Genomic DNA, 13,464 nt, shown 5'->3' on the forward strand with positions numbered 1-13,464 from the left:
CTGTTTCTATCCTTCTTTTTTTATAAGTGCTATAATAGAAAAATCGATTTTTAGAAAAGGAATAGAAAGAAATGACCAACATTATCACAACCATCAAAGAATGGCAGCAAGCACTTCAAATAGAAATAAATCATTTAAAAAAGTACGGACAATCTAAAGTGGCATTATATAATGGGGTACGATTAAATACAGAAAATGATTTTACGTATTACTTTGAAAGTCTCGGCAATCTAAAGGTTCCAATTGGTGCAAATGTAATGATCCACTGGGGAACGGCAATGATTAAAGGGAGAGTGTTATCAGCAGATGGCAAGAGTCTTTTAGTCATCTTGGAAAAGATGATTGGCGAGGATGTTGCAGAAGCCTATTTATCCCATGATCCTTGGGAGCTTTTAGAACAGCTGCAAATACGCTTTGATACGATAAAAAAAAATAAACGGAAGCTTAGTAGAATAGTAAAATTAATGCGTCCAAGTGAAACAACAAAGCATCCTACTGATCAACTAAAAAATCATATTCATGAGCTTTCATTAAGATGTAAGTATAATCCTGTCTCCTTTGTATGGGGACCACCAGGAACAGGAAAAACATACACGCTGGCGAGAGTAGCCTTACAGCGTTACTGGAAAGGGAAAAGAATCCTGCTTTTAGCACAAAGTAATCAGGCAGTCGATGTGCTGATAACAGAAATAACATCAACCATTAAAGAAAAAGACCGTTTTAAACTTGGCGATATTCTTCGATACGGTGGATATAGCAGTAATGGAAATCTGGAACAAGAGAAAATTACAACAAGCTCTCTACTTGATAAGAAGGATATAGATCTTGCGAAGCAAAAACAACAATTTATAGAAGAAAAGCAAAAGCTTAAACAAGATCTTGCAAGCGCCTTTACGATTAGAGATTCATCTCAGCTGTTAGAAATGGAAGAGAAATTAGCAAGCGTAATGGAAAAAATCCGCAAAAGAGAATTACAATTTGTCCAAAAGGCGAAGATTGTGGGAACAACGCTAGCAAAGGCTGCAACGGATCCAGCTATTTATGAGAATGAATATGATTTGGTTATCTTAGATGAAGCAAGTATGGCGTATATCCCACAAGTAGCCTTTGCAGCATCGCTTGCAAAACGAATTATTATTTGTGGAGATTTTAAACAATTACCGCCCATTGCCTCTAGCCGTCATGCAATAGTAGATAAATGGTTAAAGGAGGATGTATTCCATGGAACAGGAGTAGCCGGCACGGTACATTCTTCGTCGATGCATCCTCAGCTTTTGTTGTTAAATGAGCAAAGACGTATGCATCCAACCATCTCTGAATTTACAAATAAATATATCTATCATTCATTAGTAGGAGATCATAAATCCGTTGAAAAGAAAAGGAAATCGATAGCTGATAATGCGCCTTTCTATGGAAACGCCAGCATTTTATTGGATTCTAGTCATTTTGGAGCATATGAAGCTTTTGAAAAAGCTTCTAAATCACGAATGAATTATATCCATCTTTTACTTGCCTTACAAGTGATCCATGAGGCATTAAGTGAAAAAGGAACAAGTATTGGCTATGTAACGCCTTACAGGGCACAGGCAGAAATAATGGAAGCGATGGCTCTCGAATTTTTCCCAGAAGCAATGGCTGATAAACGTTTAATTGTTGCCACCGTTCATCGTTTTCAAGGGAGCGAAAGAGATGTTATTGTTTTTGATAGTGTAGAAGGTTCCGCTTTTTCACGGCCTGGAATGCTTTTAACAGGAAAAGAGAGTGAACGATTAATCAATGTTGCGATTAGTAGAGCAAAAGGGAAATTTATTCATATTGCCAATAGAAACTATATCAAAGCTATGATTGATCATCGGAAAACGATTCGTCAGCTTGTCAATCACCAAGAAAAGGTTAATAAAGTTGTAACCAATCAACAAATTGGAGAGTGGATTAAACAAAAGAATCCTAAACTTTATTGGACGCATGGACAGAGAATAGATTTATTAAAGAAGGATCTGGCTCGTTCACAAAAAGAGGTATTCGTATCGGTCCCTGGAACAAAAGATGCTCTTAATGCAGAATGGAAGCAGCTTTTCGCTAAATCAAATGTTGTGTCTTCATCAGATATTCCGTTTCCCATGGTTATTATCGATCAGAAGGTTGTTTGGTTCGGTTTTCCGTTAGAATTAGTTCGAGGTAGCACGCCACCATCTTTAGCGGTACGTATTCATTCCCCTTATCTAGCTTCTTATCTATTAAAATATATTATTTAAAAAAGGATTATCACTTGGCCCACAGGCTATAGTGGTAATTCTTTTTCATTATCATTAAAACAAGGTTATTAATTGTACAGAAGGGAAGAATTCGCTAAAATGGGGAGGTAACTCAAGTAAAGGAGGAGTAGTCATGATGAGAAAAACACGGACTGGATGGATGATGGTTGTATTTTGCGCTTCCATGCTTTTATTACTGACAGCATGTGGAACAAAGGATAATGCACCATCAAACGAAGGGGATAAAATAGAGAGAAAAGCTATATCTTCAGAGGATTATCCAATCGTAACTATCACGATGGAGGATGATTCTAAAATTGTAGCAGAATTATATCCTGATAAAGCGCCTAATACAGTGAATAACTTCATTTCCTTAATCAATAAAGGCTTTTATGATGGATTAATCTTTCATCGAGTGATTCCTGATTTCATGATCCAGGGTGGAGATCCGAACGGGAATGGAACGGGTGATCCAGGATATTCGATTAAAGGAGAATTTACAGAAAATGGATTCGAAAATGATGTAAAGCACGAAAGAGGCGTCCTAAGTATGGCAAGATCACAAATGCCAGATTCAGCAGGCTCCCAATTCTTTATCATGGTAGCAGACGCACCGCATTTGGATGGCCAATATGCACCATTTGGTAAGGTAATAGAGGGAATGGATGTAGTCGATAAGATTGTATCTGTGGAGAGAGATGATGCGGATAAACCTTTGAAAGATATAAAAATGAAAAATGTCACAGTTGATACAAAAGGGATAGAGTACGAAGAACCTGAGAAAGTAAACGAATAATTCATAATATAAACGTTTTATTTTCTTTCTTAAGCAAAAGATGGTATGATAAAAGCTGATTTTGAAATAAGGAGATGTTATACATGGCAACTAAAGGATACATATTAATGCAAAATGGTGAAAAAATTGAATTTGAATTATATCCAAATGAAGCTCCTGGAACAGTAGCTAACTTTGTAGAACTAATTAATAAAGGGTTCTATAACGGTCTAACATTCCACCGTGTCATACCTGGCTTCGTAAGCCAAGGTGGAGATCCAAATGGCAATGGAACAGGTGGTCCTGGTTACACAATTAAGTGTGAAACAGTTGGAAATCCTCATAAACATGTAGAAGGTTCTCTTTCTATGGCACATGCCGGTCGTGACACAGGCGGCAGCCAATTCTTTATCGTTCATGAGCCACAGCCACATTTAAATGGTGTTCACACTGTATTTGGACAAGTTACATCTGGCATGTCTACAGTTAAAGCAATGAAAAATGGCGATGTAATGGAAAAAGTAGAAATCACTGAATAATAAAGAAACAAGGCAAGCTGAGAAATTAGCTTGCTTTTTTTGTAAATTGCTTTTTATTATATATGCTACTTATTTAGTTGGTATGAAGGAGGTAGATTTATTTGTTTAAAGAAAAAGTTGTAATTGTGACAGGTGCTAGCAATGGAATCGGAAAAGCCATTGCTAAAGCCTATTTACAAGGGGACGCCTATGTCGTTTTAGCAGATATTGATGAAAACCAAGGCAAGCAATTTCTTGAACATATGAATCAGAAGGAGAAAGCCATCTTTATCAAAACAGATGTACGAAATGAAGCGGATGTCATTAAACTGGTTCAAACAACAAAAGATCAGTTTGGAAAAATTGATATTCTTATTAATAATGTTGGCAAAGGGATATTTAAATCTTTTTATGATTTATCCATTGATGAATGGGACGATGTACTAAATACCAATCTAAGAAGTGTATTTCTTTGTTCAAGAGAAGTGGCAAAAATCATGCGTGAACAAAAGGCAGGTGGCTCCATTATCAATATGTCGTCTAGTAGAGCATATATGTCTGAACCAAATACGGAAAGCTATAGTGCGAGTAAAGGCGGTATTATGGCGATTACCCATGCATTAGCAAATAGTCTTGCAGAAGATCACATAACCGTAAACAGCATTTCACCGGGCTGGATTGAAACGAAAGATTATGAAAATCTCCGAAGCATCGATCATGAACAGCATTTATCAAAAAGAGTCGGCAAACCAGAGGATATAGCTAGAGCCTGTCTGTTTTTAACAAATCCACAAAATAACTTTATAACTGGTACGAACCTAATGGTAGATGGCGGAATGACCGTAAAAATGATTTATGAAGAATAAGAGATTTCACTTTCCTGTTAATAGTTGCTATCTGAAATTGATAGGAGTATAATAGCTTCCATATCATTACATTTGTATTATAATGGAGGCTTTTTAAGTGGACGTTTTACAGCAGATATTATCAACCTACGCTTCATTTTTTGATTGGAAGATGTGGGGAGAAGTATTAACAGATCCTGTTTCTTGGGGATTAATTGGATCATTAGTCATTTTAGAAGGCTTATTATCAGCAGATAACGCACTTGTTTTAGCGGTTATGGTAAAACATTTACCGCCAGACAAACAAAAAAAGGCATTAACGTACGGTTTATTCGGAGCCTATTTTTTCCGGTTCTTTTTTATTGGAATAGGTGTTTATTTAATCCATTTTACATGGATTAAAGTAGTTGGCGCAGCATACTTAGCTTGGATCGTTATCAAGCATTTCTGGCTTGGTGGGGATGACGACGATGCTTCCGCGATGAAAAAAGATAGTTGGACAATCAGACTTTTCGGTGTTTTCTGGGCTACGGTTATTTCCGTAGAGTTAATGGATTTAGCATTTTCCGTTGACAGTATACTAGCTTCACTCGCTGTATCAAATGAAATTTGGATACTATTAATTGGCGGAATGCTCGGGATATTGATGATGCGGACTGTCGCAAAATTATTCCTAGTTCTTATTGAAAAAGTACCAGAATTAGAGAATACCGCGTTTGTATTAATCGGTATTATCGCGGCGAAAATGTTTGCAAGTATCTTTGGTTTCGAATTAGATCACTATGTATTTTTTGCAATTCTAATTGCAGCGTTTATTATCACATTTATCATTCATATTATTAATAAAAACAAAAAAGTATCCGAAGAAATTGCTTCGACAAAGGAAAAATAATGGATAGACCTGTTCTGATTTGGGACAGGTTTTTTTATGCAGATAAAGTGGCATTACTTCGTATATTTATTAGCATAAGAAGAAGCTACAAAAGAATCTGGCTTTATTTTCGGTTCAATCCCAATTGACTCAATTCTTGCTACCATTTCGTTAACAAAATCACGAGTTTTATTCCTTCTGCCTGCACCAATGTCAATATGCCCTTCAATCGAGAAAGTGGCTCCTTGGTATACAAAAGGGAGAACGATATCTATTAACTGGTTTTTCTTATCCTCTGTAAAAAGACTAACAACTTCTTCTGTCAGTGTTGTCTCATAGGAAATTTTCTCATGTAGTCTTAAAACCTTCCTCGGCAAAATTACTTTTCTTATACACGCCCAAGCTCCTTTGCCTTTATTCATAATTACAATGCCGGTAATAAAAGTCGTATGTTTTGCATGAACCTGAGAATCTGTGCCAATCATTAATTGATAATTGCCGACCGGATTCCTAGTCATAAAGGAAAGGATGCGCTGAAAAACAATATCAAACGTCATCTTTTTTTCTTGCAGATTTTGAAAGGTCATTTCCTTGTGCCTGTCTAACTCCACAAATATCCCTCCATATAAGTGTCATTTCTAATACTTTTTATACCATTGTATGTTCACCAAATGGAAATATCACCGAAAGTAAACTTGTATTATCATATACACAGAATAGAGAATTGGTGTAAATGATTACCCCTATAATTGTAGAAATTTTATAAGTGTTCCACTTTATAAAAGTGACGTAATGAAAATGCAATAAATTTGAAACTAATTTATTTCTTATCCGTCTAATGAGTAACTAATCTTAGGAGGAAATAGAGATGAAGAAATTTCGTATTATCTTTCTTTTGCTTCTCTTGTTTTTATTATTGTTAACTGCCTGTAGTAGCAAAAATTCCGAAAATAAAAGTGCTGATAGCACTAGTACTGCTGAACAGAATGTTGAAATGGCGGAATTAGATTCTAGCAAAAGAGAAGTAATGAACGAACCATCGACTACTGCTAATAAAGAAAATAGTGGCAGAACTGAAGCCGAAATGACCAAAAAGGAACGAATGGTTATTTACAATGTGAATTTGTCCATTCAGGTAAAAGGCTATCAGCAAGTAGAAGCAAATATTCAAAGTAAAGCAACAGAGCTTGGTGGTTATGTTGTAGAATCATCTATTTACGATAGTGGGAGCGAATATATTAATGGCACAATTATTGTTAAAATTCCACAGGCACAATTTCAATCGTATATAAAGGAAGTGGAAAAAAACAGTATCAAGGTGACAGAGAAAAGCGTTACCGGAAATGATGTCACAGAGGAATTTGTTGATCTGGAGTCTCGATTAAAAGCAAAGGAAGCAGTGGAAAAAAGGCTATTAACTTTAATGGACCAAGCAGATAAAACTGAGGATCTTTTAAAAATATCAAATGATCTCGCAACAGTGCAAGAAGAAAAGGAACAAATTTTAGGTAGAATGAAATATTTACAAAATAATGTCGACTATTCGACTGTGACGATCCAGTTACAAGAGGAGTTAGTAAAGGTTGACGTAATTAAAGACAAGGACTCTTTAAACACATGGCAAAAAGCAAAAAGTCAATTCGTCAGTACGGTTAATGGAGTTATTTCCTTTTTATCTGGAGTAGTCGTATTTGTTATTGGTTTATCACCAATTATCATTCCACTTGTAATTGTTTTAATCATTTGGTTTATTTATAGAAAAAAGAGAAAACCTCAGGAATAGGACAAACAGATAATATGGTATAATGAAAATAATTCCAGATTGGTTTTGAATTTCTATTTAATTAAATAAACAGTTTAGATATAGACATGGAGCAACAGCAAAATTATAAGGAAATTCTTAAATAGTAGCTAATAAAGGGTGAGGGTGGGATCGATATATAGATATGGATACAGAGTTTAAGAAAGAACTAAAATCATGGATAATTGCTCTTGTATGTGCATTGCTATTTGTCTTCATATGCAGGAACTTTATATTTACTCCTGTTAAAGTAGTCGGGCAATCAATGCAGCCAACATATGAAAATCAAGATCATGTAATTGTCTCCAAAATTGGTCAAATCAAGCATTTCGATACCATTGTCTTTCATTCACCGATTGAGAATGAAGATTATATAAAAAGAGTTATCGGCTTACCTAACGATACGATTGAAATCCAAGATGATGCTCTTTACATAAACGGAAAAAAATTCGAGGAACCGTATTTACAGCAAAATAAAAGCGAATTGCTTCCTAATCAAAAATTAACAGAAAATATTAAGATAACAGTGCCAAAGAACCATATTTTTGTATTAGGTGATAATCGGCAAAATAGTATGGATAGCAGACAGATAGGGTGTATTTCAGAGAAGGCTGTTATCGGGAAGGCGATTTTCAGATTTTATCCAATCGTAGAAAAGTACTAATATAGACAACGAAAAAGCGTTGGTGGAGAATTCATATCATCTACCAACGCTTTTCTTAATTAATTGGAACGATTAACAAATTCAAAAACCATCTCTATAGAAACTTTTTTTCGTGGTGGAACGACACCAAGCCGAGCTAACTCATTCATTTGTTCCGTTACTTCGTTTATTTTATCAACAGAAAAATTCTCCCCAGCTTTGCATCGTAAAATTGCTTCTTCAATGAAGGATTCACGCAGTTGATCTAATTGCTTATAATGATTGACTAGAGAATTCACTTGTTTTACATGCTTGCTAATCGCCTTATGTACACTCATATTCTAGCTCCTTACATTTTGTATATAATTATTTTAATATTTAATCGATTAAAAAGAAAGGTTTTTGTTGTTTACATAATTAGATTATGATTAACTAACGATTTTTGTTATCCAAAACATATGTAAAAGGAGGACGGAAGAATATAAGACTAATGGAATGGATAAAAGAAAAATCCAAAGGCGCACATTCTTGCTATAAAAATAGATGGCTAAATAAAAGAGGAAAATGGACAAACCTAATTTTAGGATAAGGAATAAAGATGGTGAAATTTTCCATAGAGAGTTCATCAATGGATTAGCTTCAGCTATTTGGTTTGATTTAATTCCGAGAAAGGTAAGAATACCATCAAAAAAATTTAATAAGCTTAGCGAAATAAACAGAATCTTCAAATAATCACTCCTCTTCATTATCCCTAATTATCCCAATTTTAGCGATAGATTGATATAGGTCATTTTATATTTCATTCTTTTGTAGGAGTTTTTACAACATTACCGCGCATAATATCTCTTATGTGCGGTTTATTAAGAAATATAGTATACTAAAATTACTACTTAATAGATTGGATGACTATACATATGATCACAAAGGAAACCCTATTTTCTTGGTATGAAGAAGAGCTGACCCTTTTTCGGACAGAAATGGACAATAAAGATTATAGTAACTTTACGATTGAAAATTATATGCGGGATGTTTATTTCTTTTTAGAGTTTATTACGCGAAAAAAAGAAGCGTATACGGATTTAAGTACGGTCAAGAAATTACAGATTACCCTATTTATGAATGAACTAAAAACGAAGCGCGCAAATAGTTCCAGTTCGAGAAATAGAAGATTAACGGCCATTCGTTCCTTTTATAAATGTTTAGTAGATTATGAGCTTGTTCCAAAAAATCCAGCGATCGATTTAGAGAGTGCGAAAGAGCAGAAGGGCAAATTGCCAAGCTATTTGGAAAAAGACGAATTAAAATCTTTTTTTGTTATGGTTGGAAAGGTATCGCAAAAGCAACATCAAAGACGAAATAAAGTAATCCTCGGTCTAATGGCGTTCGCTGGCTTGCGGGTAATGGAAATTCATTCTCTTAATCTGTCTTCCATTAATCAAAATAGAGGCATTCACGTACTGGGAAAAGGGAATAAGTCACGATATATTCCGTTGCCAAAAAAACTAATGGAAGAATTACAATTATATATAGAAGAAAATCGGATTTTTCCCATGAAAGGGCAGGAAGATGCACTCTTTATTTCGCGAAGAGGAAAGCGAATTTCCAGAAGAAGAATCCAAGAAATTACAGAACGAATTATTGAACAAATGGCTAAAGACTATCCAGAATTAAAATGGAAGGAAAAAGGGATTTCTAGCCATAAATTAAGACATAGTTTTGCAACACATTTAGTGCGGGATGGTCGTGATATCCGAACGGTACAAGAGTTGCTTGGGCACACCAATTTAAATACAACACAAAAATATACCCATGTTTCTGATTCGCAAAAGGAAAAAGCGATGGATTTAGAAATATCAGAGTATCTTTAAGAATACCATAATTACATTATGTAAACTAAAGAGTTTTCCTATACATATTTTTGTTTTGGTAAGAATATATATAACCATGATTAAAGATGAAAATACAACCCCTTTTCTTTACAGCAAAGCCATATCCGATGTGCTTGCACTAAGAGGAGGGATTAGTCTGTCTACGAAAGATAAGGGAAGTGTTTTTCCATGCCGAGTAAAAAACATTCTATTATCGTCCATGCAAATGCGAAAAAGGTTTGGGATTTTGTTCGCTCTATGAATAACTGGGCTCCGTTAGTGCCAGGGTATATTAGTCATCACATTTTAAATGAAAAGGTTTCAACCTGGGAGTTTAAAATTGATATGGGACTTTTCAAGAAAAAAGTAGAAATGGAAGTAACCATCTTAGAATGGAAAGAACCATCGAAAGTTACCTTTAATTTAGTAGGAATTAATGAGCATTTTGAAGGAAATGGATATTTTTTGGTAGAAATACAGGATGGAATTGAAACAAAAATGACAGGATATTTAGAAATCAATTCTACAGGAACGTTTCCGACTTTAACAAATAATCTTATGGAGCCTAAATTAGAGGAAATGGCGGAAGAATTAACGGAAGCTGTCCGGACAGCAATTGAAAATTTACCATAATTATATTATGTAAACAAAAGAATAAGAGTCTCCTATTTATTGGATTATTCCATAAATAGGAGACTCTTTATAAATTTTTTGTAAAGTTTTTCTCCATTAACTTGGTTAAATAGATACCGTCCGATATGATAAAGGTTACTAATTTAAATGGAGGTTTGTCATTGGATAAAACAAAACAATTGAAGAAAAGTAAGACTTTTTTAGAAATCTTCCTTGTTTCTACAAAGCTCGGATTGACTTCTTTTGGTGGGCCCGTTGCACATTTAGGTTATTTTCATGATGAATATGTACGGCGGAGGAAATGGCTTGATGAGAAAAGTTATGCTGATTTAGTAGCTCTTTGTCAATTCTTACCCGGTCCTGCCAGTAGCCAAGTCGGGATTGGAATTGGAATCTTGCGCGGTGGGATTATTGGTGGGATTATTTCCTTTTTAGGTTTTACACTTCCTTCTGTGATCGCTTTAATAATCTTCGCTTACTTAATCGAGGGGCTAGACATCAGGAATGCAGGATGGATACATGGACTAAAGATAGTAGCAGTTGCCATTGTTGCGCATGCGGTACTTGGTATGGCGAAGAATTTAACACCAGACTTAAAAAGGAAGACGATTGCACTCTTTGCTTTAGTACTTACACTCTTATGGCAAAGTGTTTTTTCGCAAGTAGGGGTTATTATACTATCAGCCATAGTCGGCTATTTTCTATATAAACAGCAATCTTTAAAACAAAACCATGGGGATGTTTCTTTCCCGCTTTCGAAGCGAGTCGCAAGTATATCGTTAGTGTTATTTTTTGTCCTTCTTTTCCTTTTACCTGTCATTCGGGAAGTTTATACATATCCATGGATTGCTATGTTTGATAGTTTTTATCGTGCTGGTTCACTTGTTTTTGGAGGTGGCCATGTGGTGCTGCCTCTTTTAGAGCGTGAATTTGTTCCAGGTGGATGGTTGAGTGAAGAAGCTTTTCTTGCTGGATACGGAGCAACCCAGGCTGTACCGGGACCTTTGTTTACATTTGCTGCCTATATTGGCACTGTAATGAATGGATGGGGAGGTGGCCTGTTTGCTACATTTGCAATCTTTCTGCCAGCCTTTTTATTAATCGTTGGTACGCTTCCGTACTGGAATTCCTTAAGGAAAAATCCAAAAATTCAAGGTGCTTTAATGGGGGTAAATGCTGCAGTTGTTGGTATACTAATTGCTGCATTTTACCATCCAATATGGACGAGTAGTATCATAAATGCTAGTGATTTTGCTTTAGCTGCCATTTTATTTTCGATGTTAGTATATTGGAAGCTACCACCATGGGTTGTTGTTCTTACAGGTGCAGTTGGCGGGACACTGCTTACTTTTTTCCCATATTAATAAACAAAAACCTATAAACGAGGTTTTTCACACGTTTATAGGTTTTTGTATTTCTTTTAAGACTTTGTTAATTGGTTGTATAAGTTGCCCATTTCAATCGCGTTAACCGCAGCTTCCCAGCCTTTATTTCCAGCTTTTGTACCTGCTCGTTCAATCGCTTGCTCAATATTTTCTGTAGTAAGAACACCGAAGATTACAGGGATTTCCGTACTTAACGAAACGTTTGCCACACCTTTTGCGACTTCGTTACTTACATAATCAAAATGAGGAGTTGCTCCACGAATAACAGTTCCAAGTGTAATAATCGCATCATATTTACCAGAAGCAGCCAATTTTTTGGCAGCTAAAGGAATTTCATAAACGCCAGGCACCCACATTACGGATATATCATTTTCTGTAACACCGTGACGTTTTAACGCATCTTCTGCTCCAGATAAAAGTCTTGTCGTAATAAATTCATTAAAGCGGGATACAACAATCCCAATTTTCAAGCCTGTTCCAATTAAGTTTCCTTCAAATACTTGTTTCATTTGCTATTCCACCTTTTGTAATAAATTTTGTCGATATTGAATTAAATCTTGAATTGTAATCATTTTTAAATCAAATTTTTCCGCAATCAGCTTCAAATCGTTCACTCTCGCCATTGTTCCGTCTTCCTTTAAGACCTCTACAATAATCCCAACAGGCTTTGCGCCTGCAAGCATCGCTAAATCAACTGCTGCTTCCGTATGTCCATTGCGATTTAGCACGCCGCCATCCTTTGCAATAAGAGGAAAGATGTGACCTGGTCTTGTAAAATCATCAGCACTGGTGTCTGTATCAACCATTTTGCTTATTGTATAGGCGCGTTCATATGCACTAATACCTGTTGATGTCTCTTTATGGTCAATACTAATTGTGAATGCAGTGCTTCTCGGATCACTACTATTTGTAACCATAGGAGGGAGGTGTAGTTTATCTGCTAAATTTTGTTGAATGGGAACACAAATTAGGCCACGTCCCTCTTTTGCCATGAAATTAATCATTTCTGGAGTGACATGATCTGCCAATCCAATAAAATCACCTTCATTTTCCCGATCTTCATCATCACAAACAATTACTACTTTGCCTTTTTTTAAATCGATTAAAGCCTCTTCAATGGAATCAAACATCGTTTTCTTCCTTTCGTTGTATAAATTAATTAATAAAAACCATTTTCTCTTAAAAATGTAGCATTAATTTTTGATTCTTGTTTTATGACTGGATCTTTGTCTCTCGTCATAAATGAATGAAAATATTTGGCTAAAAGGTCAAATTCGATATTAACAAGATCACCTTTTCGTTTATTTCCAATCATGCTAACTTTCGAAGTATGCGGGATAAGCGATACAAAGATGGAGTTAGGAGTTGTTTTAAATATAGTTAAACTCGTTCCATCAACTGTAATGGAGCCTTTATCCATTGTTAGGTGTAACTGGTCTTCTGGAATCTGAATTTCTACTACCGTACTATTTTCTATTTTTTCTGTCGAAACAATAGTACCTGTACAATCAACATGTCCAGATACAAAATGTCCGCCGAATCTGCCATTAGCCGCCATTGCTCGTTCTAAGTTAACGCTTGTCCCACCGCTTAGAAGTTTAAGCGTTGTATCATAGAAAGTGTTTGGCATAACATCGACAGTAAACCAATTGTTATTAAAAGAAGTAACCGTTAAACAAACTCCGTTTACAGCAATGCTGTCACCGATTTTAATATCCTCCATGATTTGTTCTGCTTGAATGGATATGGAAATAGTATGACCCGTTTTTTTGCTATGTCTAACGACTCCTAATTCTTCGACTAGCCCAGTAAACAAAGGAATTTCCTCCTCTCTGCAAAGTGTATTGTAAAGTTCTTAAATAGCTAAAGG

General features: G+C 35.5%; 15 protein-coding genes and 1 pseudogene. 10 read left to right on the forward strand and 6 right to left on the reverse strand.

Features of this window, described 5'->3' with window-relative positions:
* Positions 1–71 precede the first annotated feature (71 nt).
* From RTL21_RS10185 to RTL21_RS10205, 5 genes are all read left to right on the forward strand, one after another.
* The gene (locus RTL21_RS10185; protein ID WP_312095770.1) at positions 72–2,255 is read left to right on the forward strand and encodes a DEAD/DEAH box helicase; all 2,184 of its coding nucleotides are present in this window, start codon (positions 72–74) and stop codon (positions 2,253–2,255) included.
* A 136-nt stretch (positions 2,256–2,391) separates the two neighbouring features.
* On the forward strand, positions 2,392–3,051 hold the full coding sequence (locus tag RTL21_RS10190; protein ID WP_396954434.1) for a peptidylprolyl isomerase: 660 nt from the start codon (positions 2,392–2,394) through the stop codon (positions 3,049–3,051).
* Between the two features lie 83 nt (positions 3,052–3,134).
* Positions 3,135–3,569, forward strand: coding sequence for a peptidylprolyl isomerase (locus RTL21_RS10195; protein WP_312095772.1), 435 nt, complete (start codon positions 3,135–3,137; stop codon positions 3,567–3,569).
* 101 nt (positions 3,570–3,670) lie between these two features.
* Positions 3,671–4,414 carry an SDR family NAD(P)-dependent oxidoreductase gene (locus tag RTL21_RS10200; RefSeq protein WP_312095773.1) on the forward strand — a complete coding sequence of 248 codons (744 nt, stop codon included), beginning with the start codon at positions 3,671–3,673 and terminating at the stop codon, positions 4,412–4,414.
* 97 nt (positions 4,415–4,511) lie between these two features.
* Positions 4,512–5,285: a TerC family protein gene (locus RTL21_RS10205; protein ID WP_312095774.1), complete on the forward strand. Its 774-nt coding sequence runs from the start codon at positions 4,512–4,514 to the stop codon at positions 5,283–5,285.
* A gap of 53 nt (positions 5,286–5,338) precedes the next feature.
* Here RTL21_RS10205 and RTL21_RS10210 read toward each other — a convergent pair whose 3' ends face one another.
* On the reverse strand, positions 5,339–5,851 hold the full coding sequence (locus tag RTL21_RS10210; RefSeq protein ID WP_396954435.1) for a ribonuclease H-like YkuK family protein: 513 nt from the start codon (positions 5,849–5,851) through the stop codon (positions 5,339–5,341).
* Between the two features lie 281 nt (positions 5,852–6,132).
* On the opposite strand from RTL21_RS10210, the gene RTL21_RS10215 reads away from it, so the two are divergent.
* Positions 6,133–7,047, forward strand: a complete 915-nt coding sequence (locus RTL21_RS10215) for a DUF4349 domain-containing protein (protein ID WP_312095776.1) — start codon at positions 6,133–6,135, stop codon at positions 7,045–7,047.
* A gap of 163 nt (positions 7,048–7,210) precedes the next feature.
* Entirely contained in the window at positions 7,211–7,729 is a 519-nt protein-coding gene (lepB, locus tag RTL21_RS10220; protein ID WP_312095777.1) for a signal peptidase I, read from the forward strand.
* Between the two features lie 59 nt (positions 7,730–7,788).
* Here lepB and RTL21_RS10225 read toward each other — a convergent pair whose 3' ends face one another.
* A complete protein-coding gene (locus RTL21_RS10225; protein WP_312095778.1) occupies positions 7,789–8,046 on the reverse strand; it encodes a DUF2533 family protein in 258 nt (85 codons plus the stop codon).
* Between the two features lie 90 nt (positions 8,047–8,136).
* Complete coding sequence (locus RTL21_RS23230; protein ID WP_396954432.1) at positions 8,137–8,454, reverse strand: DUF5658 family protein; 318 nt, start codon at positions 8,452–8,454, stop codon at positions 8,137–8,139.
* Between the two features lie 168 nt (positions 8,455–8,622).
* Here RTL21_RS23230 and RTL21_RS10230 point away from each other — a divergent pair, with 168 nt between their 5' ends.
* From RTL21_RS10230 to chrA, 3 genes are all read left to right on the forward strand, one after another.
* Positions 8,623–9,576 (forward strand): tyrosine-type recombinase/integrase, encoded by a 954-nt coding sequence (locus RTL21_RS10230; RefSeq protein ID WP_312095779.1) that lies wholly within the window; start codon positions 8,623–8,625, stop codon positions 9,574–9,576.
* 189 nt (positions 9,577–9,765) lie between these two features.
* Entirely contained in the window at positions 9,766–10,209 is a 444-nt protein-coding gene (locus RTL21_RS10235; protein ID WP_312095780.1) for an SRPBCC family protein, read from the forward strand.
* A gap of 161 nt (positions 10,210–10,370) precedes the next feature.
* Complete coding sequence (gene chrA, locus RTL21_RS10240) at positions 10,371–11,573, forward strand: chromate efflux transporter (RefSeq protein ID WP_312095781.1); 1,203 nt, start codon at positions 10,371–10,373, stop codon at positions 11,571–11,573.
* Positions 11,574–11,629: 56 nt separating this feature from the next.
* On the opposite strand, the gene ribH is transcribed toward chrA, so the two are convergent.
* The 3 genes and pseudogenes from ribH to ribE all read right to left on the reverse strand — a co-directional run bounded on the left by ribH (position 11,630) and on the right by ribE (position 13,410).
* Positions 11,630–12,103: a 6,7-dimethyl-8-ribityllumazine synthase gene (ribH, locus tag RTL21_RS10245; RefSeq protein WP_312095782.1), complete on the reverse strand. Its 474-nt coding sequence runs from the start codon at positions 12,101–12,103 to the stop codon at positions 11,630–11,632.
* Between the two features lie 30 nt (positions 12,104–12,133).
* Positions 12,134–12,724: pseudogene (gene ribB / locus RTL21_RS10250) on the reverse strand (3,4-dihydroxy-2-butanone-4-phosphate synthase); the annotation flags it as partial.
* 29 nt (positions 12,725–12,753) lie between these two features.
* Positions 12,754–13,410, reverse strand: a complete 657-nt coding sequence (gene ribE / locus RTL21_RS10255) for a riboflavin synthase (RefSeq protein WP_312095783.1) — start codon at positions 13,408–13,410, stop codon at positions 12,754–12,756.
* Positions 13,411–13,464: the final 54 nt, after the last annotated feature.

This window comes from Niallia sp. (genome assembly GCF_031978665.1).
Classification (GTDB): Bacteria; Bacillota; Bacilli; order Bacillales; family Cytobacillaceae; genus Niallia.

Excerpts from the sequence above, each read along its gene's own strand:
- RTL21_RS10185 (WP_312095770.1), top strand. The coding sequence starts at position 72 with ATGACCAACATTATCACAACCATCAAAGAATGGCAGCAAGCACTTCAA.
- RTL21_RS10190 (WP_396954434.1), top strand. The coding sequence starts at position 2,392 with ATGAGAAAAACACGGACTGGATGGATGATGGTTGTATTTTGCGCTTCC.
- RTL21_RS10195 (WP_312095772.1), top strand. The coding sequence starts at position 3,135 with ATGGCAACTAAAGGATACATATTAATGCAAAATGGTGAAAAAATTGAA.
- RTL21_RS10210 (WP_396954435.1), bottom strand. The coding sequence starts at position 5,851 with ATGACCTTTCAAAATCTGCAAGAAAAAAAGATGACGTTTGATATTGTT.
- RTL21_RS10215 (WP_312095776.1), top strand. The coding sequence starts at position 6,133 with ATGAAGAAATTTCGTATTATCTTTCTTTTGCTTCTCTTGTTTTTATTA.
- lepB (WP_312095777.1), top strand. The coding sequence starts at position 7,211 with ATGGATACAGAGTTTAAGAAAGAACTAAAATCATGGATAATTGCTCTT.
- RTL21_RS10225 (WP_312095778.1), bottom strand. The coding sequence starts at position 8,046 with ATGAGTGTACATAAGGCGATTAGCAAGCATGTAAAACAAGTGAATTCT.
- RTL21_RS23230 (WP_396954432.1), bottom strand. The coding sequence starts at position 8,454 with ATGAAGAGGAGTGATTATTTGAAGATTCTGTTTATTTCGCTAAGCTTA.
- RTL21_RS10230 (WP_312095779.1), top strand. The coding sequence starts at position 8,623 with ATGATCACAAAGGAAACCCTATTTTCTTGGTATGAAGAAGAGCTGACC.
- RTL21_RS10235 (WP_312095780.1), top strand. The coding sequence starts at position 9,766 with ATGCCGAGTAAAAAACATTCTATTATCGTCCATGCAAATGCGAAAAAG.
- ribH (WP_312095782.1), bottom strand. The coding sequence starts at position 12,103 with ATGAAACAAGTATTTGAAGGAAACTTAATTGGAACAGGCTTGAAAATT.